The following is a 22,943-nucleotide window of genomic DNA, read 5'->3' as shown; positions in this document are numbered from 1 at the left end:
CAAATATACAGGAAAATACTGGATGACTATTCAGGTTTTCTCCGGATTCGCCGCATTGACCGAGAGGGTGGAGCGGCTCAGGTAACGAGGGTTTGCAAGAATGGAAGATAACCGCAAGAAGGCGCTAGGCGCAGCATTGAGCCAGATTGAACGCCAATTCGGCAAAGGTGCCGTGATGAAAATGGGCGATCAGCCCCGTGAAGCGATTCCTGCTGTATCCACTGGCTCTCTCGGTTTGGATGTCGCCCTGGGTATTGGTGGTTTGCCGTATGGCCGGATTGTGGAAATCTACGGGCCTGAGAGTTCCGGTAAAACCACGCTGACCCTGCAAGTAATTGCCGAAGCGCAGAAGCAAGGCAAAACCTGTGCGTTCGTGGATGCCGAGCACGCCCTGGACCCGGTCTACGCGGAAAAGCTGGGCGTTAACGTCGATGAACTGCTGGTTTCCCAGCCAGATACCGGCGAGCAGGCGTTGGAAATTGCCGATATGCTGGTACGTTCCAATGCGGTTGATGTCATCATTGTTGACTCGGTGGCGGCCCTGACCCCGAAGGCGGAAATCGAAGGTGAAATGGGCGACAGCCACGTGGGCCTGCAGGCCCGTTTGATGTCCCAGGCCCTGCGGAAGCTGACCGGTAACGTGAAGCACGCCAACTGCCTGATGGTGTTTATCAACCAGATCCGAATGAAAATCGGCGTGATGTTCGGCTCGCCGGAAACCACCACAGGCGGTAATGCTCTGAAATTCTACTCGTCCGTGCGGCTGGATATCCGTCGTATTGGCGCGGTGAAAGACGGTGACGAAGTGGTGGGTAACGAAACCCGCGTGAAAGTCGTCAAAAACAAGGTGTCACCACCGTTCAGGCAGGCCGAGTTCCAGATTATGTACGGCAAGGGCATTTACCACATGGCCGAAGTGCTGGACATGGGCGTTAAAGAGGGCTTTGTGGACAAGTCCGGCGCCTGGTACGCGTACAACGGAGACAAGATCGGCCAGGGTAAGGCGAATGCCTGCAAGTTCCTGGAAGAGAATCTGGACATGGCCCATGAGATTGAAGCCAAAGTGCGCGACAAGCTGATGCCGAAGCCGGACAAGAAAGAGGCGGCCGAGGCCCCCGCCGAAGCGAACGGCGAGCTGCTCTGATCCGAAGGGGTGGAGGCAAATGATGAAGCGATTGCTGATTGTTGCCCATGCTCCATCCCCGAATACCGTCCGGTTGCGGGACGCCGTTGCAGGCGGCGCCCGCCATCCGGATATTGAAGATATTGACGTTGTCGTCAAGGCTCCTCTGGACACCGGGCCGGAAGACATTCTCACCTGTGATGCCATCATCCTCGGCACCACTGAAAACCTCGGCTATATGGCCGGTTTGATCAAAGACGTTTTTGATCGCTGCTATTATCCCTGCCTGGAGAAGACCCAGGGGCTGCCTTTTAGCTTTTACATTCGTGCCGGCCATGATGGCACGGGCACACGCCGAGCCATCGAAAGTATTACCACAGGACTGCGCTGGAAGCTGGCTCAGGAGCCTCTGATCTGCCGGGGTGAATATCGGGAAGATTTTGAAGCTCAGTGCTCTGAGCTCGGGATGTACGTGGCGGCTAGCCTGGAAGCGGGCATTATCTGAGATAACTCTGTTAACGACGACCGCTTTTGCCCGCTGAAGGAAACTGCCTGTGAACGCCGAGATTATTTTCGTCCTCACGCTGCTTGCGGCCACTGTCGGTCTTTTTCTGATCGACAGAATCCGTATGGATATGGTCGCGCTACTGGTGGTCGCTGTGCTTGCCCTGTCCGGCTTGATCTCTCCCGGCGAGGCGGTCTCCGGCTTCGGAAACCCGCTGGTGGTGATGATCGCTGCCCTGTTTGTGGTGGGCGAAGGGCTTTTCCGGACCGGTGTTGCTGCAGCTGCAGGGCAGTGGCTGCTGCGGGTAGGTGGATCTGACGAGACCCGCCTGCTGGCTGTACTCATTCCCCTCACTGCGCTGCTCTCAGCCTTCATGAGCTCAACCGGCGCCGTAGCGCTATTGCTCCCTGTAGTACTGAGCATGGCTCGACGTTCAGGAATGAACCCGGCCCGCCTGCTGATTCCGCTGGCCTATGCTTCCCTGGTAGGAGGTATGCTGACGCTCATCGGAACGCCGCCCAATCTGGTGGTCGCCAGCCAGATGAGCGAATCCGGCATGACCCCTTTCGGATTTTTTGACTTCACGCCCATTGGCCTTGTGGTGCTTCTGGTGGCCGGGCTCTACCTGATTTTCGTTGCCCGTCACCTGCTGCCCACCCGCATAGTAGAGAAACGCGGTGCAGCCCACCCTCCCCTGGCAGAATTTGCCCAACGGTACGACATTGCCGATCAGCTGCACCTGCTTGCGGTGCCTGCAGGCTCGGGGCTGGCCGGCAAAACCGCGGCCGAGGCCGCCCTGCGTACACGCTACGAAGTCACGCTTTTTGGCATCCGACGGGCGGGGCGATTACTTTCCACTCTGGTGCCGGTTCTGGCGGAATCCCGCATAGAGGCCGGCGACCGGCTGCTGGTGTATGGTTCACCCGAAGCTGTTGAACAATTGTGTTTGACACAGCGCCTGTCGTCTCTGGGATTTCCTGAGGCTGAAATGGAGCGGGCCAGGAAGGAGTTCGGGGTGGCAGAGGTGGCACTGAGACGCAGATCTTCACTGATCGGGAAGACCCTCAAGGAGGGGCGCTTCCGTGAACGGTTCCAGCTCAGTGTTATTGGTGTCCGGCGGACGGGACAGCCTTTAGCCACTCAGTTTGGTGCTACCTGCCTGGAAGAAAACGACACCCTATTGCTGGCAGGTGGCTGGAACCGGCTACGTGAATTGCAGCAGGAGCGTGACTTTGTCCTGCTGGACACGCCCGAGGAAATGGAAGACGTGCCCAGCCACGGCCAGCGTGCCCCGCTTGCGCTGGCGATTATGTTCGGGATGCTGGTGCTGATGGTTAGCGGCCTGACATCGAACCTGACCGCTGTTCTGCTGGCTGCGCTGGCAATGATCGGCAGTGGCTGCGTGACACTGCCGGAAGCCTATCGATCCCTCAACGCCACCAGCCTGGTCCTGATTGCCGGACTGTTACCGCTGGCGCTGGCGATGGAACGAAGCGGTGCCCTGGCACTGATTGTCGACCAGCTTGTGGCTGGCCTTGGCGATGCCGGTCCCCGTGCACTCTGCGTCAGCCTGTTTCTGCTGACATCCGTTTTCAGTCAGTTTATCTCCAATACCGCGACTACCGTGCTGGTGGCCCCCATTGCCATTGCCACTGCGCAGCAAATGGGGGTCAATCCCGAACCGGTGTTAATGACCGTGGCCTTGGCGGCGTCCACCGCCTTTGCCACCCCCATTGCCTCGCCGGTCAACACTCTGGTACTTGCACCGGGAAACTATCGTTTCCTCGATTTCGCCAAGGTAGGGGTGCCCCTGCAACTGCTTGCCATGGGCATGGTAATCTGGCTTACGCCGCTGCTTTTTCCGTTTTGAGGTCTCTCCCTAAAGCCTTTTTCATATCTCTCAAAGACACCGTCGCAGCCAGCGCAGCCGCATTGGTGATGGAAAAATGGGCGTGCATCAAACCTTCCGTAGTTTGGGGTCCGACAATACGGACGTTGCGGTCCCTGGAAAGAGATGGTCCGGGTGGTGAAAAACGTAGCGCTTTGGGACCAGGTTGGGGCGCAGAGAACAATCATCTGAACCATACTTAAAGGCCCTTTCCCTCCAAAGAAAGAGGGCCACGTCATGACATTTCCTCTCAGCAAAGCTCCCTGGAACAAAGGGAAGCTTGGCGGCCATAATGGCACGGGCGCGGGCCAGGCCATCGAGAGTACTACCACGGGACTGTACTGGAAGCCGGGCTGATCTGATCAGCTCGCGTAACGGTTGTAAAAACCCTCGATACGTGACAAAGCGTTGTCCATGGCCCGGGAGTAGGCGTTCTTGTCGAGGCAGTAGGCAAATTGGAGGCTTACCCGATACCCGGTCTGAAAGGGTTGGCAGGCAATGACTCTGGCGCCCACCCGCGATTCGCTGATGTACTTGCCTTCAATATCCAGGAACAAGCGAACACCGATGTCGATCGGTCTTGGGCAGAGCACGGCCATGCCGTAGCGGTTCATGTCCAGACAGGTAACCGTAACCGGTTGTCTGCCCCGCCAGAACAGACCGCGCTCACGCAGCTGCACCCTCAGGCAGGACGCCGGGAAGCGATCTTTGATGCGACGATCTGTAGAGTGGTTCGCCATAGTTTCAGTTATCACACATTTTTGTAGTTTTCGTGACCGTATCCCATACGGGTAAGGAAGTGTAGTAATTGAGCGGCTGGTTGAAAAATGACCGCAGCCTGATGTGTGACCGAGTTGGCACTTCTGTCGCTGGCTGGCGGCATCCCACAAATCCGGACGAGGTAGGCGACAGGCCCGCATACAGGCACTACAATGGCCCACCTGAAGTTCGACAAAATGACCGTTACGGGAAGCCAATTTGAAGTCTCTGCCCCTGCACCAGCTGTATAAAGCCTGCGTCCTCAAAGATCTGCCGTTCAAGACCACAAGGCAATTGGAGCCTCTGGCCGAAATCGTTGGCCAGAACCGTGCCCAGGAAGCGGTTCGCTTTGCCCTGGCCATGCCTCATGGCGGCTACAACGTTTACGCCGTTGGCCGGAACGGATTGGGCAAGCGCACCATGATGCTCCGTTACCTTGAGCATCATGTGGACACCCTTCAGCAAAGCCACGACTGGTGCTATGTCGCCAATTTCGAAGAGCCACGGAATCCCAAGCTGCTTCAGCTGCCGGGTGGCATGGGCACAAAGCTGAAGCAGGACATGGAAAAACTGATGACGCGGCTGGTGAAGACAATCCCCCAGACGTTTGACAGTGACAGCTTTCTGGAGCGTTCAGAGCAGCTGAAGAACGAATACGGCAAGATGCAGGAAGACGAACTGGCCAAGGTGGCTGCCCAGGCCAAGCGCAAAAAGGTGAGCCTGACGGTTACTACGCCTGGCGGCTACCGTCTGGTTGCGATGCATGGGGATGAGCCACATACCGCAGAGAGCTTTCAGGCCCTGACGCAAGAGCAGCGGGACAAGTTTGAGGATGCCATCAACAAGCTGGAAAAAAAGCTTCGCCAGGCATTGCGGAAAATGGCGGACTGGGAGCAGGAATACGCGGACAAACAGCAGGCTCTGAACCAGGAAACCCTTGAGGGTATCTCCGGCCACCAGATTGATGAACTGGCGGAGAAGTACCGTGACCAGCCAGATGTAGTTGCCTATCTGGAAGCGGTTCGCAAAGACCTGGTGGACAATCTGGACATTTTTCTGGAAGACGACGAAGAGCAGGCGGCCATCGCCTGGGCGTCGCTGGACAAGAAAATGCCCCGGCGTTACCAGGTCAACGTGCTGGTGCACCAGAAAACCAACGAAGTGCCTGTGGAAGTGGAAGATAACCCCACGTATCACAACCTGTTCGGCTATGTTGAAAACGTTACCTACAAGGGCACCGTGTTTACAGACTTTTCCCTGATTCGAGCCGGAAGCCTGCATCGTGCTAATGGTGGCTATCTGCTTATGGATGCCATCAAGGTGCTGGAGCAGCCGTTCGTGTGGGATGGTCTCAAGCGTGCGTTGCGCTCCAGGTCTATCCAGATCAATTCGCTGGAGCGGGAGTTAACCCTGTCGGGCACGATCTCTATTGAGCCGGAAGCCGTGCCACTGAACGTCAAGATCGTGCTGTTCGGCGACCGCGAAACCTGGATGCTGCTGCAGGAATACGATCCCGAGTTTGCCGAGCTGTTCCGGGTGACTGCTGATTTCGAGAACGAGATGTACCGCACGGAAGAGAGCCAGCTTCTTTATGCCAAGTTTATTGCCAGCCTCGTAGACGAGAAAAAGCTGCTGCATTGCACCAACAAGGCGGTGGCGCGGGTTATTGAACACAGTGCCCGAATGGCAGAGCATCAGGACCGTCTGTCGTTGCACGCGGCCGATATTGCCAACCTGTTACGGGAGTCCGATTTCTGGGCTCGCCAGGCCGGCGCCAGGCTGATCACCGATGTGCATATTGAGCGCGCACTGGAAAGCGCCCGCTATCGCAGCAGCCGTATCCGCGATCAGTTCTACGATTCCATCCGCGATGGCTCCACTCTGGTGAGCACTTCCGGCACCTGCGTGGGCCAGGTCAACGCCCTGTCGGTTCTGTCGACGGGCGGGTTCGAGTTTGGTTTGTCCAATCGTGTGACGGCGAGCTGCTACTATGGTGATGGCGAGGTTATCGATATCGAGCGCGATGTGAAGCTTGGTGGCAACATCCATTCCAAGGGTGTGATGATTCTGAGCTCCTGGCTGTCATCTCACTTTGCCGTGAATGACCCCATGCACTTGTCTGCCAGCCTTACGTTTGAACAAAACTATGGCGAAGTAGATGGCGATAGTGCCTCGCTGGCGGAACTTTGTGCGCTTGTGTCGGCTCTGTCTGGTATCCCGGTAAGGCAGGATCTGGCAATCACTGGATCGGTCAACCAGTTTGGTGAGGTGCAACCTATTGGTGGAGCCAATGAAAAAGTTGAGGGTTTCTTTGCCACTTGCGAGCTAACAGGCGGTCTCTCCGGTAGCCAGGGCGTCATTATACCGGCGACCAATGTCCAGAATCTGATGCTGGACAGCGAGGTGGTTCAGGCGTCCCGTGCTGGCCGGTTTGCCGTGTATCCGGTTGCCCGGGTGGAAGAGGCTATTACCCTGTTACTGGGCAAGCCTGCGGGTAAAGCGGATGACAAAGGCCGGTACCCGAAGCAGAGTGTTTTTGGCATTATCCAGCAGCGGCTCGAAAAAATGCGTGAACAGGAGCGGCAGGAACACGCCCAGGACGATCATAAAGACCCGTCCATTCACTGACCGGCACCATAATAAAACGGACAGGAGAGTACAGATCCATGACTGATACCCAGCAAACTGTATACGTGGTAGAGGATGACGAAGCCGTTCGTGATTCACTGGAGTTGTTGCTGAAATCCGACAGCAAACCGGTGAAAACTTACGAAAGCGCCAATGCCTTTCTGCAGGACTATTCCGACAAGATGGCCGGCTGCATCGTGCTGGATATCCGTATGCCCGGGATGGATGGCATGGAGCTGCAGAAAAAGCTGAACGACAAGCACTCGATTCTGCCCATCATATTTGTGACAGGCCATGGCGATGTGCCGATGGCGGTGGATGCGATGAAAGAAGGGGCGGTGGACTTTATCCAGAAGCCGTACCGCGAAGAGGCACTGCTGGAGAAAATCGAGGCAGCCCTGGAGCAGGATCGCGAGCAGCGTAAATCTCTGGACGAAAAGCAGGAGATTATCCGCCGCGTTAAAAGCCTCACGCCCCGTGAACGCGAGATTATGGACCGAATGATTGCTGGCCAGGCGAACAAGGTGATCGCGATCGAGCTGGAGATCAGCCAGCGCACCGTGGAGATTCACCGCTCCCGCGTGATGCACAAGATGGGCACGCATTCTTTGGCGCATCTGGTACGTATGGTTCTGTCCGTAAAGGACCTTATCGACTAGGCAGGCCGGTACCGTCATCATATTTGAACGTTTTTAACCGGCCGTATTTCTATGACTGAAGCTGTCAGTGAGAACTCTGAGGTTACGGTTCTGTTGGTCGACGATAACCCGCAGAACCTGAAAGTCCTCTACGAAACTCTGAAAGACAAAGGCTACCGGTTGCTGATTGCCAATGAGGGCGAGAAAGCGCTGGATCTTGCGCACCGGCATCACCCTGAAGTCATTCTTCTGGATATCATGATGCCGGAAATGGACGGTTATGAGGTGTGCGAGCGCCTGAAAACCGACCCGCAGACGGCAGATTGTGCTGTGGTTTTCCTGTCGGCACTGGATGATCTTCAGGCCAAGGTGAAAGGGTTTGCCCTTGGTGGCGCAGACTATATTTCCAAGCCATTTCAGTCCCAGGAAGTGATTGCGCGGGTAAAGACCCACGCCCAGGTTATCCGCCTCGAGCGCCAATTGCAGGCGCGTAACCGGGAGCTTCAGAGCGACCAGGCCCGTATTCTCAACTCGATCAGCGAGGGGATCTACGGTCTGGATGAAAACGGCATTATCGAGTTCGCCAACCCCGCGGCCGGTATGATTATGGGCTGCCCGGCTGATGATCTGATTGGCAAGAATTTCTTCGAGGTGCACTTTTCGACCGCCGCGGATTCGGAGGATAACCTGCCGGTTATGGCTACCTGCCGCCAGGGAGTCGCTGAAAATCAGCGGGATATCCGGATGTTGCGGGCCGATGGTTCTGGCTTTCCTTCGGAGTACCGGTCAACGCCCAAACTGGATGACGAAGAGCTTCACGGTGCGGTGGTCGTGTTCCGGGATATCGCAGCAGAGCTGGAGAATGAGCGGGCCCTCGACGACGCCCGGGCGACGGTTCAGGAGCAGCGCGATCAGTTGGCCCACACGTCTCGCTTGAGCACCATGGGGGAGATGGCCGCCGGGTTTGCCCATGAGGTGAATCAGCCACTGACAGCCATCACCAATTATGCCCGCGTTGCCAAGCGTATGATGGGCAAAGAGCAGCCGGATCTCGGGCTGCTGCAGGAAACCCTGGACAAGGTCGAAGCCCAGTCTCACCGCGCCAGTGAGATCATCCGGCGAATCCGTCGATTCATGAAAAAGCCGGCAACGGGCAAAGAGGTTCTATCGGTATCCGAATTGCTGGAGGACACCCGCCAGTTTGCCGAAGTGGATATGCGCAATAACGAGGGTGGCATTGAGGTGCATCTGGAGGACTCTTTGCCGGATGTGCTGGCCGACCCGATTCAGGTGCAGCAGGTTGCCTTGAACCTGATTCGCAATGCTCTGGAAGCCACCCGCAGCGCTGGGGCCTCGAGCCCCGTGCTGGTGAGCGCCCGGCGGTGTGGTGACCGGTGTGTGCGGGTTCAGGTGAGGGACCATGGCATTGGTGTCGCTGAAGATGCCGAAGAAAAACTGTTTCACCCGTTCCATACCACCAAGGAAGACGGTATGGGGATCGGGCTGGCCACCTGTCGCTCGCTGATCCAGGCCCAGGGCGGGGATATCGGATACGAACGCCCGGAGGGCGGCGGCGCCTGCTTCTGGTTTACCTTGCCCAGCGCTGAAGCCGGTGGCCAGCCCTGTTCGGTGGACTAATCATCTCTAAAGCCATTCGATGCGCCCGGTCAGATAAGGCGCATTGCCTTTCGTGTTCAGCAACTGGTAATCCCAGCTTTCCCCGCCGGTTCGCCAGTTAAGCAGTGCGCTGCCGGGCAGCAGCAGAGGTTTTTTGAACTGGCAGCTGGCCCGAACCGGGCCGTCTTTCCAATCCGCTTGCTTTTCGAGTGTTGCCAGCGATCGCGCCTTGCTCCACATACCATGGGCAATGGCCCGGGGAAATCCGAAAGCTCGGGCGCTCAGAGCGTGCAGATGAATCGGGTTTCGGTCTCCGGAAACCTTCGCATAGCGCCGGCCGAGATTCTCCGGTGCCGGGATTTCTTCGGAAAACGGCAGGGTCTCTATGGCCGGCCGGGGCTTTGCACCGGACTTGCCGGGGGCCGCCTCCCGAAAGAGGTTGGTGCTCGTTTCTTCCCATACCAGCCGCCCAGCCGCTCTCGCTTCGGTAATCAGATCAAATTCCAGACCTCTGTCTGTGTGACGTGAATGGTCGATGATGACCCTCAGGTCGAGATTCTCACCGCAGGCGAGAGGACGATGTTGGGTGATGCTGTTGCGAAGGTGCACAAGGCCGAGCAGGGGCAGGGGGAATGCAGTCTCTGTCAGGAGTTTCAGGTGTAAAGGAAAAGCCAGTATGTGCGGCCAGGTTATCGGCAGCCGGCTGCCCTGCGGAAAGTCGCACACCGTCCGGTAGTCCGTAAGTTCCGGAGTATGGGTCGCGACACCCAGTAAATGGGCCTCCAACGGCGGAATCTGGATGTCCTGAAGTTTGCGGTTTCCGGCTTTGGGCAGGAGCGCCTTGCCGTAGAGTGGCATAAGGGCGGGTGGTGTGTGATGGTAGACCAGTGGCGCCGGCATAATGTTTATCTCCTTGAACCGTTGATATTTTTGTTTCCATGGCAGGTTGCTCTGGCACGGCGTGCCTGTTCTGCGCCTTGCCAATTTCTGGTACAACTGTGCGTGTGTGGCCCGATATGCTCTAATGCACTTCGAAAGTCTGGCAAACCCGGCCAGATCTGACATTGACCTGGCGTGCTCCGGGCGCTGTCCGGCGGGTCAAAGTAGTAATCAATAAATAAAAAAGCGGGATACTATGCAGGAACTACGTGATGCAGGCGTCATGCTGCGCCTGATATACGAGGCGATGAAGCGCAAGGGCATTGATACCGATGCCATCTTCAATCGCCTTGGCGTTGACGAGCAATACGTGTACATGGATCAGCTAAGAACACCTCACAGTGCCCAGCTCTATTTCTGGCAGGCGGTGGAAGATGTTTCGGGTGATCCGGACGTTGGTTTGCATCTTGGGCCATTGCTACCCGCCTACAAAGGCCAGGTGCTGGAATATCTGTTTCTGAGCAGTCCCACGTTTGGCGAGGGGTTGCGCCGGGCCCAGAACTACCAGCGTTTGCTCAGCGATGCCGCCAATACCGATTTTTTTGTGGAGGGCAGTGAAGCCTGCATGGTGCTGGATACAGCGTCAGACGATGTGCGCCGCCTCAAGCATTTCAACGAATGTTTTGTTCAGGGCCTGATTACCTTTTTCAGGTCCATTACCGATGGCAATTTCTACCCTTCCAGAATTGAGTTCGAGCACGAGCGAGGCTCGGCACAAGAGCAGGCGCACGTGCGTGATATTCTGGGTTGCGATGTGGTTTTCGGAGCTGAGGAAAACCAGTTGTACTTCCCGGCAGAGTTGCTTTCTCATGCGTCACCCCACGCGGAACCCGAGCTGCTGGCGCTGCATGAACGGTTTGCCAGTGAGCAGGTGGCGCGGCTCGAGAAAAAAGACATCGTCGGGCAGGTTGAGCGTATCATTGCTGAGCTGCTTGATAGCGGCGAGGTAACGCTGGATGCCGTCGCGGAGCGGCTGGGTATCAAGCCTCGGACCCTTCGTACCCGGCTGACAGAGGCGGAGACCAGCTTTAATCAGGTGTTGGCAGATTTCCGTTATCGCCTGGCGCGTCAGTTGCTGGCGACCACGGATGAATCGATTGATGAGATTGTCTACCTGACGGGGTTTTCAGAGCCCAGTACGTTTTACCGGGCGTTCAAGCGGTGGTCGGGTATGACGCCGATTGAATACCGCAAGACGGCGCAGGGTAAAGACGCGATGGTTGATGCCATGTAGCCGGTGGTTTTCGGGGATTTTGAAAAAATTTCAGAAAAACCGTTGACATAAACGAGGGCCTCTATATAATTCGCCCTCGTTGTCACAGAGCAGTCGCAAGACGATCTGAGATACAGCGCGGAGCGGTAGTTCAGTTGGTTAGAATACCGGCCTGTCACGCCGGGGGTCGCGGGTTCGAGTCCCGTCCGCTCCGCCAACTTTCCCCCCCCCCTTTTTCTTATCCTATTGTCTTTACGTTTCTTTATTTCGCGGTCTTTTCCAGCCTCAAGGTTTTACGGTGTTCGCCCGGACTGATTCCGTGCCATCTGTGATAAGCCTTGTGAAAAGCCGGTGGATTCGCAAAGCCCAGTAGCCAGGCAATTTCTGCCAGCGAGCTGTCGGTCTCTTTCAAATAGTCCAAAGCCAATTGTCGGCGAGTGTCGTCGAGCAATGCCCGGAATCCGCTGCCTTCCTCGGCGAGCTGCCTTTGCAGTGTCCAGGGCGGTATGCCCATTTTGGCAGCCAGCGTCTCGAGCGAGACCTTGCCTCCCACCAGCAAGGGTGTCATCTGATGGCGGGCACGATCAGCCATCCGCCAACCTCTTTCAATCTGCCGCAGTTCCTGTTCACACAGCCCCATGAGTTTTTCATGCATGCCCGGCTGGGACTGGGCGGGTGTCAGTTTCCAAACTGCGCTTTTTACCCGGATATCGTTCACTGGCGTGCCGAATTCCACCGGGCACCGGAACCAGCTCTCGAACAGGTCATCCAGCCCGATTGACGGATACTCTATTCTGACTCGCTCGAGAACATCGTAACGACCTGTCATGTGGCGAATCATCTGGGTCCAGGCGGCCAGAACAGAGTCCACGACAAAATAGTTATAGGCGTTGTAGGGGCGAATGGAGTAGAAGCGGAGGGTTCGGTTCTGCCGGCAGATCCCCGGCGCACCTCTTGAATTCCGGCTGGTAAGCAAGGAAAAGCGAATAAGCCGCTCCATCGCATCGGCGACCGTATTGGCCGTTTCCGCGGCCAGCCCGGCCAGGCCCGCGTCGACAGGCCGGGACAGGGCGCCCATGCGAAGCCCCAGGGCGGGATTGCCCGTCTCGCTGATGCCGGCATGGCCCAGGCGCATGAATCTCGGAATGCTGATGCGGGCATCCGTTGCCGCCAGCTCCGGTGCGTTAAGGTAAAACCGGGCTTTCAGCGATTCCGGATCGCCACCCTCGGCGGCAACGGCTCTCAGCAAGACGGAGACGTAAAGAAGGCTGATATCGCCCAGGGCATTTCGGGTGAGCGGTTGGTTGTCTTTCATGGCGATATTATGGTTGTTGTCTGGGGATAATCAAATGTTATATATGGATATTGTTGGCCCGGTTGAGGCTCGGTAGTGTTAGGCCCATAACAAATGGGGCCAAGCCCCCGTACCTGGACTGATGAGGAGAATTCCATGACGGCAACTCCGGGCGATAGCAAGTACCCGAACCTTCTGAAACCGCTCGACCTGGGCTTTACGTCCCTGCGTAACCGCACCCTGATGGGTTCTATGCACACCGGCCTTGAAGAGGTGAAAAACGGTTTTGAGCGCCTGGCAGCTTTTTATGCGGAGCGCGCCCGAGGCGGCGTTGGCTTGATTGTGACCGGTGGCATCGGCCCGAACACCGAAGGTGCGGTATTCCAGCACGCGGCCAAGATGAGTACCGAGGAAGAATCCGACAAGCACAAGGTAATCACCCGGGCCGTGCATGACGAAGGCGGCAAGATCTGTATGCAGATTCTGCACGCTGGTCGTTACGCTTATTCTCCGGAGCTGGTGGCGCCATCGGCTATTCAGGCTCCCATTAATCCGTTCAAGCCCAAAGAGCTGGACGAGGCGGGTATCCAGAAGCAGATCGACGATTACGCCAACTGTGCTGCTCTGGCCCAGCGCGCCGGTTACGATGGCGTTGAGATCATGGGGTCCGAGGGCTATTTCATTAACCAGTTTATCGTTGCCCATACCAACCATCGCACCGATCAGTGGGGCGGGAGTTACGAGAACCGTATCCGCCTGCCTCTGGAAGTTGTTCGCCGGGTGCGCGAGCGGGTTGGCGAGAACTTTATCATTGTCTACCGTCTGTCGATGTTGGATCTGATTGAGGATGGCAGTACCTGGGAAGAAGTGGTGCATCTCGCCAAGGAAATCGAAAAAGCCGGTGCCACCATTATCAATACGGGCATCGGTTGGCACGAGGCCCGTGTGCCGACGATCGCCACATCGGTACCCCGTGCTGCCTTTACCAAAGTGACGGCGCGCCTGAAGGGCGAGGTGAGTATTCCTCTGGTAACGACCAACCGCATTAATATGCCGGACGTCGCCGAGAAGGTCCTGGCTGATGGTGATGCCGACATGGTGTCTATGGCGCGCCCGTTCCTGGCGGATGCGGAGCTGGTACTGAAGGCCGAGCAGGACCGGGCAGACGAGATCAATACCTGCATTGGCTGCAACCAGGCCTGCCTGGACCACACCTTCAGCGGCAAGCTGACGTCTTGCCTGGTTAACCCGAGGGCCTGCAACGAAACCGAACTGGCTTATGTGAAAACGGCTCAGCCTAAATCCATTGCGGTTGTGGGTGCAGGGCCTGCCGGCCTTGCTTTCTCCACCGTTGCCGCTGAGCGTGGGCACAAAGTGACCCTGTTTGATGCAGGCACCGAAATTGGTGGCCAGTTCAATGTGGCCAAGCGTATCCCGGGTAAGGAAGAGTTCTACGAAACCCTGCGTTATTTTCAGAAAATGCTCGACAAAACCGGTGTTGAGGTTCGCCTGAACACGCGTGTGTCAGCTGACGAGCTCAAGGCCGGCGGTTTTGACGAAGTGGTGTTGGCCACTGGTGTTGAGCCCCGCACCCCGGATATCGAAGGCATTGATCACCCGAATGTGATTGGTTATCTGGATGCGCTGATGGAGCGCAAGCCGGTTGGTGAACGTGTGGCCGTGATCGGCGCCGGTGGTATCGGCTTCGATGTGTCCGAGTTTATCGTTCACAAAGGCGATTCGCCCTCACTGAGTACCGATCACTTCATGAAAGAGTGGGGCGTAGATCTGTCTGTCGAGCATCGGGGTGGCATCAAGGGCGTGACGCCGGAAGTGCCGGCGCCGGCGCGTGAGGTTTACCTGCTTCAGCGCAAAGCGTCCAAGGTCGGGAAAAACCTGGGCAAGACAACGGGCTGGATTCATCGGACCTCCCTGAAGCAGCGCAACGTGCAGATGGTGCCCGGCGTTACCTATCGCAAGATTGATGACGAGGGGCTGCACATCACGGTGACGCCGAAGGGTGCCGAGCACGGCGAAGACAAGGTGTTGCCGGTTGATACCATCATCGTGTGCGCCGGCCAGGAGCCGTTGCGGGAGTTGCAGGCCGGTGTTGAAGGCGCGGGCATTCCGGTCCATCTGATTGGCGGCGCGGATGTTGCGGCCGAACTGGACGCCAAGCGGGCCATTGATCAGGGGAGCCGGCTCGCTGCGGCGATTTGATCACAAAACGTTGCAGTTTTTCTCTGTGCTTCGGCACTTGTCTGGCTAGACTATGTCGGACAAGTGTATGAAATGGAACCAAGGGGCGTCAGCGGGCGCCTGGTATTCAGATGTCCGGGGCACGGAGAAGATTAATGGTAAATGCCAGCCAGGCCGCCGAGGGTTATTCGGCGGTTTTTTTCATAGAAGGTAGCCAGGTTTCCCGGCAGATGAGACTGTCTGAATTTGGTGCCTTTCTTGATGGCTATGTCGGGCTCTCGGACCTCGCCGAGACAGACGTCCGGGCCGTTTTAGTGACGCTCCGCCCGGATCTTAACGTGCAGGCTCTCGTGTTCTTCCGAATCTGGTTTGATGAAGAGGGGCGCGCAGACAGCCATTGGAACGTTCCCATCGAGGCCCTGGCCGAACAGGGCGCCAAGGGCCCTGATCTGGGCGGCGGTGCCATTCGCCTTGTGTGTCGCAGCCAATGCCCCTCTCCCGAGTTCGCCAATGAACTGTGGGACCCGGACATGACGCCCGGAAACAGTCATTTCCAGTCTATTCGCAAGGCCGTTGAGGCCAACGCCCTGCGCTTCCAGAAGGCCGAGCCTGAAGAAGAAAACATTCCGACGCTGACAGCCTCGCCGGCCGGCCCGGAGAGTGATGACGGGCACAAAGACCGGGCGCGTCTGGCCCAGGTGCTCAGAGAGCAGCGGCTTCGAATCAAGACCCTGCAGAGTGTCCATCGCGATTCCCTGGCGGATCTGCAAAGAGAGCACCGGCTGGAGATGCAGGGGCTTCGCAGAGACATGGCGGACCTGGAGCAGAAGCACGAACGCCTGAAACTGGCGAACGAGCAACTGAAAAAACGCCTGTCCCAGCGTAACGAGCAATACCTGACCATGCAGGAGAAAATGGCAGAGGGAAATGCCGGGTCGGGCAGGGACGATGCCAATGCCAGCGCCGAAACCGTTTTGTTGAAAGAGCAGCTGGAGCGCAAGCAGCGAGAGCTGGAATTGCGCGAAGACAAGATTGTGGCGCTGGAGCAGGAAAATCACGAACTTCGCCACCGCCAGCCGCCGGAGGATTCTCTGTTGGAACAATTGCGTTCTCAGGCGGTGTTTCTGGTGGCCTACCATCCGGGCGTAGGGCACATTACCTTGCCCTATGAAGATATTGATACCTATTTCGGCAATCCGATGGCTTATGCGGCAGAACGCTGCGGCCTGAACGAGCCTGCGTATCGGGAGTGGCTCGGCCATTACGAGCACCCGGTGTGCAAGCACGTTGATGACACTGGCGAGGCCTGTCTTGAGCCCATCATGCGTGTCACCCAGCCAGCGGAATTCGAACCCGGGCAGGACGACCGCTGCGACCGGCATAAAGTCTGATCCGCATCTTTTTTCAGAATCTGCCTGACTTTCGTTAAACTGTGGGTCTGTTCCTTACCGATCAGGGGGTAGTCGCATCCGAGCAGCGCGATCGGCACCTTCTGTCCCATTCAGAGACCACGGGATACTTCATGGACCAGTTCAGGAATATCGGCATCGTCGGGCGCATGGGTAGCGTCAAGGTGGTGGAGTCTTTACGGCAGCTTAAACAGTATCTTACGGCTAACAACTACCACGTAATCATCGAGGAAGACACTTCCACCATGATTCCCGGCCATGGCCTGCAGGTTGCCAGCAAGAAACTGTTGGGCGAGATCTGTGATCTGGTGATCGTGGTGGGCGGCGACGGCAGTCTGCTGGGCGCGGCCAGAGAGTTGGCCAAATCCAAGATTCCCATTCTTGGCGTTAACCGCGGCAGGCTGGGGTTTCTGACCGACATTTCACCGTCGGATCTCGAGGAGCGTCTCGCCCGGGTGCTGGAAGGCGATTACATTGAGGAATCGCGGTTTCTTCTCGATGGCCACGTGGAGCGCAATGGCCAGCCCCTGGGCTATGGTTCGGCCCTGAACGACGTCGTTCTGCACCCGGGTAAATCCACCCGGATGATCGGGTTTGACCTGTTCATTGATGGCCATTTCGTCTACAGCCAGCGTTCCGACGGCCTGATTGTGGCCACCCCCACCGGCTCAACGGCCTACTCGCTGTCTGCGGGAGGGCCTATTATGCATCCGAAGCTTGACGCGGTTGTGCTGGTTCCCATGTTTCCGCACACGCTCAGCAGCCGCCCCATCGTTGTGGACGGCAAGAGTGAGATCAAACTGGTGATCGGCGAAACCAATGAAACCTATCCTCAGGTCAGCTTTGATGGTCAGATGAATATTGCCTGCGCACCCGGCGATATTATCCGGATCACCAAAAAGCCTTTCAAAATCCGTCTGATTCATCCCACGGACCATAACTTCTACGCCACCTGCCGAGACAAACTGGGCTGGGCAAGTGAAATAGCAGCGAGTTAAGCATGGCGGCATTGAAGAACAGTACAGATCGCGGCTACGACATCATCGGTGATATCCATGGCTGCGCCCATACCCTGGAGCGCCTTCTGGTGCAGATGGGCTACCGGAAACATAACGGTATCTATCAGCATTCCCGGCGCCAGGCCATTTTTATCGGCGACATCATTGATCGCGGCCCCCGGATTCGTGAATCCCTGCACCTGGTTCGGGATATGGTTGAACACGGCCATGCCCGTATTGTCATGGGAAACCATGAGTACAATGCACTGGGATATTGCACGCGCGCGCGGCCGGGCAGCGGCAAAAAATTTCTTCGGGAGCACAATGCCCGCCACGATCGGCTGATCAAGGAAACCCTTGAGCAGTTTGATGCGTATCCTCATGAGTGGAACGAATTCCTGGAGTGGTTCTACACCATTCCGCTGTTTATCGAAGAGGACGACTTTCGCCTGGTGCATGCCTGCTGGGATCAGGGGCTGATTGACCAGTTCCGTGAGAACCAGGGCGGGGCGTGCATCGACGATGATTTTCTGCACGCCTCGGCGGCGATTGAATCCTTTGCCGGGCAGGTAATGGACACCCTGTTGCGGGGCACGGATCTCAGGCTGCCTGAAGGGATGTCGATTACCGGGCGGGATGGCTATGTCCGGCAGTTTTTCCGGACCAAGTTCTGGGCAGATAACCCGCAAACCTACGCCGATGTGGTGTTTCAGCCTGATCCGCTGCCGCCGGAAGTCGCCCGGATGAAGCTGAGCGAAGAAGAGCGCAAGCAGTTGATCACCTATCCGCTGGATGCGCCTCCGGTGTTTGTTGGCCATTACTGGATGGATGGCGCACCGGCACCGCTCAAGCACAACGTCGCCTGTATTGATTACAGCGCGGTCAAGTATGGCAAGTTGGTGGCCTATCGGTTTGATGGGGAGAAAGCGTTGTCGCCAGACAAGTTTGTCTGGGTTGACGTGGACCGTCCGGAACAGCCGGATTACCCCACCAGTGAAGACAGTGTCGCCCGTTAAGACCAGAGAGGTAGGTTTGGATAATCCGTCGTCGTCTCCCGTTACGCCCAGTGGTCGCTGGCAGCCAGCGCCCCGCCACGCCCCGTTCGTGATTGGCCTGATCGTTACCGCGGTGGTTATGGTCTGGCTTACCGGGATGGGGCAGAGCAATCTCGCGGCGACCCTGATGATTGTCGATCCGCGGTCTTTTGCCTGGGAGACCTTCAGTACACTGGCGGGTCGCCTGGAGGCGCTTTCGATCACCTTGTCGGGCGGGCAACTCTGGCGGCTTCTGACGCCCGATTTCCTGCACTTCAGCTGGACTCATATTATTTTCAACGCGGTCATGCTCTGGTTTCTGGGTAGCCAGATCGAGTGGATTGACGGCCGGGCCAGGCTGGTCGCCCTGTTTCTGGCCACCAGCCTGGCGTCGAACCTGCTGCAGTATCTGGTGTCGGGGCCCTTGTTCGGAGGGCTGTCGGGTGTGGTCTACGGCATTCTCGGTTACTGCTGGCTGAGCCAGCGACGGTTGCCCCGGTTCCAGTTTCCGCCGGCGCTGGTGACGTTTGCACTGGTGTGGATGGTGGTCGGCTTTACTCCGGTGCCGGAGATGCTGGGTGTAGGCCGCATGGCAAATGAGGCGCACCTGGGTGGTTTCCTGGCGGGCCTGGTGATGGCGGCTGTGGTGCCGCCGAGACGTTACCGGCGTTGAAATAAAAAAAGCCCCACCAAAAGGTGAGGCTGTAAAAGAGCTTAAAGCTCCTGATGAGAGAGACCAAATGATACGACCGTTGTCATTTGGTAGGATAATGATAATCGTTATCATTTTTAATTGTCAAATGGTGTGGCCTTTTTTTGCATGAAGAAAAGTTCAGGAGGCGAAAATGACATATGAAGAACTGATTGAGCGGCTGGATCCGACGGTTTATCGCAACCTGAAGCAGGCCATTGAACTGGGCCGGTGGCCGGATGGCCGTGCCCTCACTCGTGAGCAGCGTGAGATCAGCCTGGAGGCTGTGATTTTCTACGAAGAGAAACACAACATTCCTGAGGAGCAGCGGGTGGGTTATCTCGACCGGGGTGAAAAAGCCGGTACCGCGTGCGACCCGTCCGTGCAGTTCCGCAAGGATCGCCAGGGCGGCAATGATGCCGATCCGGAGCAGTATGTAGAGGTCAAGGTTTGAGTGAATCGATTGATGTAACTGGCCGACTGCGCAAGATGCCGGCCGAGGCCGGTGATCCGGTGGCTTATAATCTGGCGGTGGGCGATACCCGCATACCGCTGAATGAGCTGGTTGGTCGTAAAGTCCGCCTGGATTTCGAAGGTGTTATCCGCTGCATTCATTGCGACAGAAAGACCAAAAAAAGCTTTAACCAGGGATTTTGTTACCCTTGTTTTCGCAAGCTGGCGGCCTGCGATAGCTGCATCATGAGCCCGGAAAAATGTCATTACCACCTGGGCACCTGCCGCGAGCCGGAATGGGGCGAAGCCAACTGTATGGTTGAGCACGTGGTGTATCTGGCAAATTCCAGCGGGTTGAAAGTGGGCATTACCCGGGCTTCCCAGGTACCAACACGCTGGATTGACCAGGGCGCGGTAACCGCAATCCCCATGCTCAGAGTCGCCACCCGCTATTTGTCAGGCCTGGTAGAAGTAGCGTGCAAGGCTCATGTGGCGGACCGCACGAACTGGCGGGCAATGCTCAAGGGCGATGTGCCCGAACTCGATCTGCACCAGGAGCGTCAGCGACTACTAGGCCTGATAGAAACGGATCTCGCCGAGTTGCGGGAACAGCATGGTGCGGACAGCATTCGTGTTGTCGGCGAGGATTCACTGGGGCTTGGTTATCCGGTTGAGGTATGGCCTGCCAAGGTGAAAACCCATAATCTGGATAAAACACCGGAGGTCGAGGGCTTGCTGGAAGGCATCAAAGGCCAGTACCTGATGCTCGACACCGGCGTGATCAATATCCGCAAATTTACCGGGTATGAAGTCCGGTTCCGGGTTCTTGACTGAGCCCGCCATATTTTTGTCTGGAGAGAATAAATGCGAACCAACCAGCCACAAACCATCTACCTGAGTGAATACAAGGTTCCGGAGTATTTGGTTGACCATGTGGATCTTTGCTTCGAACTGTTCGAAGACGGTGCGCGCGTACGCAGCACTTTGACTGTTCGCCGCAACCCTGAGTCGACGGACACCGGGGCGCCGCTGCACCTCCATGGTGACAGCCTGACGCTGGAGTCGGTTGCTCTGGATGGCCGGGTGTTGAACGCAGGTGAATTCGAGGACGCTGAGGACGCGCTGGTGGTGCCTTCGGTGCCGGCACAGTTTGAATTGCAGGTGGTTACCTGGATCGAACCCCAGAACAACACACGGCTGGAGGGGCTGTACAAGTCGTCCGGGATGTTCTGTACCCAGTGCGAGGCCGAAGGGTTCCGCTGCATTACCTTCTACCCGGACCGCCCTGATGTCATGGCGCGTTTCCGCACCCGCATTGAGGCAGACAAAAGCGCCTACCCGGTTCTGCTCTCGAATGGCAATCCAGTCGAGCAGGGGGACCTGGAACAGGGTCGCCATTTCGTAACCTGGGAAGACCCGTTTCCCAAACCGGCCTATCTCTTTGCCCTGGTTGCCGGCGATCTGGTGGAGAAAAAGGATGCCTTTACCACCTGTTCCGGCCGACAAATTGATTTGCGAATGTACGTAGAGCCGCGTAATGCCAGCAAGTGCGACTTTGCCATGGATGCGCTCAAGCGCTCCATGCGCTGGGATGAAGAAGTCTACGGTCGGGAATACGATCTGGATATCTTTATGATCGTGGCCGTGGACGACTTCAACATGGGCGCCATGGAAAACAAGGGCCTGAATATTTTCAACTCGTCGTGCGTGCTGGCCAGCCAGGAGACCGCAACAGACGCAGCGTTCCAGCGCATCGAGGCGATTGTTGCCCACGAATATTTCCATAACTGGTCCGGTAATCGCGTGACCTGCCGTGACTGGTTTCAGCTCAGCCTCAAAGAGGGCTTTACGGTCTTCCGGGACTCCCAGTTCTCGGCTGATATGGGGTCGCCCACGGTTAACCGTATCGACAATGCCTCACTGCTGCGCACGGCCCAGTTCGCCGAAGACGCGGGGCCCATGGCTCACCCGGTGCGGCCGGCGTCCTACATGGAAATCTCCAACTTTTATACCCTGACCATCTATGAAAAAGGGGCCGAGGTTGTGCGAATGATCCACAACCTTCTCGGTGAAGAGATGTTCCGGAAGGGCAGCGATCTCTACTTTGAACGCCACGACGGCCAGGCTGTCACGACCGATGATTTTGTCCGGGCGATGGAAGATGCCTCCGGTCGGGACCTGGGCCAGTTCCGGCTTTGGTATGAGCAGGCTGGCACCCCGGTATTAACAGTCACCGATGAGTTTGACGAGGCGGCCGGTGTGTATCGCCTAACTGTGCGCCAGAGCCTTCCCGATACGCCGGGCCAAACAAACAAAAAGCCGCAACATATCCCGTTTGCGGTGGGGCTACTGGGTAGCGATGGTCAGCCCTTGCCTCTTCAGCTTTCCGGTGAACAGCGTGATGGCCCGCGGGAGCGGGTGCTGGAGTTGACCGAGGCAGAGCATTGCTTTGAGTTTCAGGGCCTGCCAGAGCGCCCGGTGCCGTCATTGTTGCGAGATTTCTCTGCCCCTGTGCGGGTACATTACCCGTGGACGCGAGAGCAGTTACTGTTCCTGATGAGCCACGATCCGGACGGTTTTAATCGTTGGGATGCGGGCCAGCGGCTGGCGGTGGATGTGATTCAGTCTCTGGTGGGGCAGTCGCCGTCTGCCGAGGTTGAGCCTCGCCTTGTGGATGCCTATCGATCCTTGCTGCAGGATGGCGAACTGGACCAGGCGTTGATGGCAAAAATGCTGCAACTGCCTTCCGAGGCTTATCTTATTGAGTTGTCTGAGCGGGCCGATGTGGCGGCTATTCACCAGGCGCGGGAAAGAGTGCTCAGGCATCTGGCCGAAAACCTGCGTAATGAACTCCTGGACTGCTATCAGCGCAATCTGGGGTCGGGCGATTACGAGCTGACGCCTGAAGCCATTGCGAGTCGTAGCCTGAGAAATACCGCGCTGGGTTGGTTGCTGCACATTGGCGATACCGAAGCCCTGGCGTTGGCAGAAGCCCAGTTTGAGTCTGCTGACAACATGACCGACAGGCTGGGCGCACTCCGGGCGCTGGTAAACTCGGATTTCGCGGAGGTTCGGGCCGGTGCCCTGGAAACCTTCTATAAACGTTTCAGTGAAGATCCCCAGGTGGTGGAGTTGTGGTTTTCAGTGCAGGCTTCCAGTGACCGCGCGGGTCAGCTGCCGCAAATCCGCAGCTTGATGGAGCATCCTGCATTTGACTGGAAAAATCCCAACAAGGTGCGCTCGGTGGTAGGGGTGTTTGCCGGCCAGAATCTGGCTGCATACCATAACCCCGATGGCACTGGTTACGAGTTCCTGGCCGAGCAGGTGTGTCGTCTGGATGACAGTAACCCCCAGATCGCGGCGCGGCTGGTCGCACCGCTGACCCGCTGGCGGAAGTTTGCGGCTGGTTACAGTTCGCAGATGAAAACCGCTCTGGAGCGGATTCGCGACAAGGCGGGACTGTCGAATGACGTTTACGAGGTAGTCCACAAGAGCCTGGCAGACTAGCGCCATGGCTTGCCCCGGCTCCGGGGCGTGTGTCCGGCTGTGATTGTA

General features: G+C 57.2%; 18 protein-coding genes and 1 tRNA gene. 16 read left to right on the top strand and 3 right to left on the bottom strand.

All coding sequences use genetic code 11. From position 1 onward, the window contains the following. Nucleotides 1-100: 100 nt before the first annotated feature. From recA to ACP2AU_RS11150, 3 genes are read left to right on the top strand one after another with little or no spacing between them, the layout of a single operon-like run. Entirely contained in the window at nt 101-1,144 is a 1,044-nt protein-coding gene (gene recA / locus ACP2AU_RS11160; protein WP_426376251.1) for a recombinase RecA, read from the top strand. 22 nt (nt 1,145-1,166) lie between these two features. Then, nucleotides 1,167-1,628, top strand: coding sequence for a flavodoxin family protein (locus ACP2AU_RS11155; RefSeq protein WP_426376308.1), 462 nt, complete (start codon nt 1,167-1,169; stop codon nt 1,626-1,628). A 49-nt stretch (nt 1,629-1,677) separates the two neighbouring features. Beyond that, entirely contained in the window at nt 1,678-3,498 is a 1,821-nt protein-coding gene (locus ACP2AU_RS11150; protein WP_426376250.1) for an SLC13 family permease, read from the top strand. A gap of 380 nt (nt 3,499-3,878) precedes the next feature. Here the strand turns inward: ACP2AU_RS11150 and ACP2AU_RS11145 are convergent, their stop codons facing one another. After that, a complete protein-coding gene (locus ACP2AU_RS11145; RefSeq protein ID WP_426376248.1) occupies nt 3,879-4,256 on the bottom strand; it encodes a PilZ domain-containing protein in 378 nt (125 codons plus the stop codon). Between the two features lie 238 nt (nt 4,257-4,494). On the opposite strand from ACP2AU_RS11145, the gene ACP2AU_RS11140 reads away from it, so the two are divergent. Genes ACP2AU_RS11140 through ACP2AU_RS11130 form a run of 3 tightly spaced genes read left to right on the top strand, consistent with a single transcriptional unit; the run spans nt 4,495 to nt 9,179 of the window. After that, nucleotides 4,495-6,903: a Lon protease family protein gene (locus tag ACP2AU_RS11140; protein ID WP_426376246.1), complete on the top strand. Its 2,409-nt coding sequence runs from the start codon at nt 4,495-4,497 to the stop codon at nt 6,901-6,903. 38 nt (nt 6,904-6,941) lie between these two features. Beyond that, nucleotides 6,942-7,562 (top strand): response regulator FixJ, encoded by a 621-nt coding sequence (gene fixJ / locus ACP2AU_RS11135; RefSeq protein WP_426376244.1) that lies wholly within the window; start codon nt 6,942-6,944, stop codon nt 7,560-7,562. Nucleotides 7,563-7,613: 51 nt separating this feature from the next. Next, nucleotides 7,614-9,179 (top strand): ATP-binding response regulator, encoded by a 1,566-nt coding sequence (locus ACP2AU_RS11130; protein WP_426376242.1) that lies wholly within the window; start codon nt 7,614-7,616, stop codon nt 9,177-9,179. A 6-nt stretch (nt 9,180-9,185) separates the two neighbouring features. On the opposite strand, the gene ACP2AU_RS11125 is transcribed toward ACP2AU_RS11130, so the two are convergent. Next, nucleotides 9,186-10,058 (bottom strand): MaoC family dehydratase, encoded by an 873-nt coding sequence (locus ACP2AU_RS11125; protein ID WP_426376241.1) that lies wholly within the window; start codon nt 10,056-10,058, stop codon nt 9,186-9,188. 235 nt (nt 10,059-10,293) lie between these two features. On the opposite strand from ACP2AU_RS11125, the gene ACP2AU_RS11120 reads away from it, so the two are divergent. Beyond that, complete coding sequence (locus tag ACP2AU_RS11120) at nt 10,294-11,331, top strand: AraC family transcriptional regulator (protein ID WP_426376240.1); 1,038 nt, start codon at nt 10,294-10,296, stop codon at nt 11,329-11,331. A 119-nt stretch (nt 11,332-11,450) separates the two neighbouring features. Beyond that, nucleotides 11,451-11,527 (top strand) — tRNA-Asp (locus tag ACP2AU_RS11115). Between the two features lie 45 nt (nt 11,528-11,572). Here ACP2AU_RS11115 and ACP2AU_RS11110 read toward each other — a convergent pair. Continuing rightward, nucleotides 11,573-12,625 (bottom strand): AraC family transcriptional regulator, encoded by a 1,053-nt coding sequence (locus ACP2AU_RS11110; protein ID WP_426376239.1) that lies wholly within the window; start codon nt 12,623-12,625, stop codon nt 11,573-11,575. A 135-nt stretch (nt 12,626-12,760) separates the two neighbouring features. Between ACP2AU_RS11110 and ACP2AU_RS11105 the strand changes: the two genes are divergently transcribed. From ACP2AU_RS11105 to pepN, 8 genes are all read left to right on the top strand, one after another. After that, the gene (locus tag ACP2AU_RS11105; protein WP_426376237.1) at nt 12,761-14,824 is read left to right on the top strand and encodes an FAD-dependent oxidoreductase; all 2,064 of its coding nucleotides are present in this window, start codon (nt 12,761-12,763) and stop codon (nt 14,822-14,824) included. A gap of 134 nt (nt 14,825-14,958) precedes the next feature. After that, on the top strand, nt 14,959-16,194 hold the full coding sequence (locus tag ACP2AU_RS11100; RefSeq protein WP_426376236.1) for a DNA repair protein: 1,236 nt from the start codon (nt 14,959-14,961) through the stop codon (nt 16,192-16,194). Between the two features lie 131 nt (nt 16,195-16,325). After that, a complete protein-coding gene (locus tag ACP2AU_RS11095; protein ID WP_011785545.1) occupies nt 16,326-17,210 on the top strand; it encodes an NAD(+) kinase in 885 nt (294 codons plus the stop codon). Between the two features lie 2 nt (nt 17,211-17,212). Then, entirely contained in the window at nt 17,213-18,226 is a 1,014-nt protein-coding gene (locus tag ACP2AU_RS11090) for a metallophosphoesterase (RefSeq protein WP_426376235.1), read from the top strand. A 16-nt stretch (nt 18,227-18,242) separates the two neighbouring features. Continuing rightward, nucleotides 18,243-18,917 (top strand): rhomboid family intramembrane serine protease, encoded by a 675-nt coding sequence (locus ACP2AU_RS11085; protein WP_426376233.1) that lies wholly within the window; start codon nt 18,243-18,245, stop codon nt 18,915-18,917. A gap of 172 nt (nt 18,918-19,089) precedes the next feature. After that, nucleotides 19,090-19,389 (top strand): YeaC family protein, encoded by a 300-nt coding sequence (locus ACP2AU_RS11080; protein ID WP_426376232.1) that lies wholly within the window; start codon nt 19,090-19,092, stop codon nt 19,387-19,389. Further along, nucleotides 19,386-20,222 (top strand): DUF2797 domain-containing protein, encoded by an 837-nt coding sequence (locus ACP2AU_RS11075; protein ID WP_426376231.1) that lies wholly within the window; start codon nt 19,386-19,388, stop codon nt 20,220-20,222. Before ACP2AU_RS11080 ends, ACP2AU_RS11075 begins: the two co-directional genes overlap by 4 nt. Before the next feature lie 30 nt (nt 20,223-20,252). Further along, nucleotides 20,253-22,895 carry an aminopeptidase N gene (gene pepN, locus ACP2AU_RS11070; RefSeq protein WP_426376229.1) on the top strand — a complete coding sequence of 881 codons (2,643 nt, stop codon included), beginning with the start codon at nt 20,253-20,255 and terminating at the stop codon, nt 22,893-22,895. The last annotated feature ends 48 nt before the right edge of the window (nt 22,896-22,943 follow it).

Origin of the sequence: Marinobacter sp. VGCF2001 (assembly GCF_049943275.1) — a bacterium.
In the GTDB taxonomy this organism is placed as follows: Bacteria; Pseudomonadota; Gammaproteobacteria; order Pseudomonadales; family Oleiphilaceae; genus Marinobacter.
The sequence above is the reverse complement of the archived record's forward strand: the minus strand, read 5'-3'. Positions and strand labels throughout refer to the sequence as shown.

Coding starts and splice junctions, on each gene's coding strand:
- fixJ (WP_426376244.1), top strand. CDS start 6,942: ATGACTGATACCCAGCAAACTGTATACGTGGTAGAGGATGACGAAGCC.
- recA (WP_426376251.1), top strand. CDS start 101: ATGGAAGATAACCGCAAGAAGGCGCTAGGCGCAGCATTGAGCCAGATT.
- ACP2AU_RS11130 (WP_426376242.1), top strand. CDS start 7,614: ATGACTGAAGCTGTCAGTGAGAACTCTGAGGTTACGGTTCTGTTGGTC.
- ACP2AU_RS11145 (WP_426376248.1), bottom strand. CDS start 4,256: ATGGCGAACCACTCTACAGATCGTCGCATCAAAGATCGCTTCCCGGCG.
- pepN (WP_426376229.1), top strand. CDS start 20,253: ATGCGAACCAACCAGCCACAAACCATCTACCTGAGTGAATACAAGGTT.
- ACP2AU_RS11110 (WP_426376239.1), bottom strand. CDS start 12,625: ATGAAAGACAACCAACCGCTCACCCGAAATGCCCTGGGCGATATCAGC.
- ACP2AU_RS11100 (WP_426376236.1), top strand. CDS start 14,959: ATGGTAAATGCCAGCCAGGCCGCCGAGGGTTATTCGGCGGTTTTTTTC.
- ACP2AU_RS11090 (WP_426376235.1), top strand. CDS start 17,213: ATGGCGGCATTGAAGAACAGTACAGATCGCGGCTACGACATCATCGGT.
- ACP2AU_RS11155 (WP_426376308.1), top strand. CDS start 1,167: ATGAAGCGATTGCTGATTGTTGCCCATGCTCCATCCCCGAATACCGTC.
- ACP2AU_RS11105 (WP_426376237.1), top strand. CDS start 12,761: ATGACGGCAACTCCGGGCGATAGCAAGTACCCGAACCTTCTGAAACCG.
- ACP2AU_RS11080 (WP_426376232.1), top strand. CDS start 19,090: ATGACATATGAAGAACTGATTGAGCGGCTGGATCCGACGGTTTATCGC.
- ACP2AU_RS11120 (WP_426376240.1), top strand. CDS start 10,294: ATGCAGGAACTACGTGATGCAGGCGTCATGCTGCGCCTGATATACGAG.
- ACP2AU_RS11095 (WP_011785545.1), top strand. CDS start 16,326: ATGGACCAGTTCAGGAATATCGGCATCGTCGGGCGCATGGGTAGCGTC.
- ACP2AU_RS11125 (WP_426376241.1), bottom strand. CDS start 10,058: ATGCCGGCGCCACTGGTCTACCATCACACACCACCCGCCCTTATGCCA.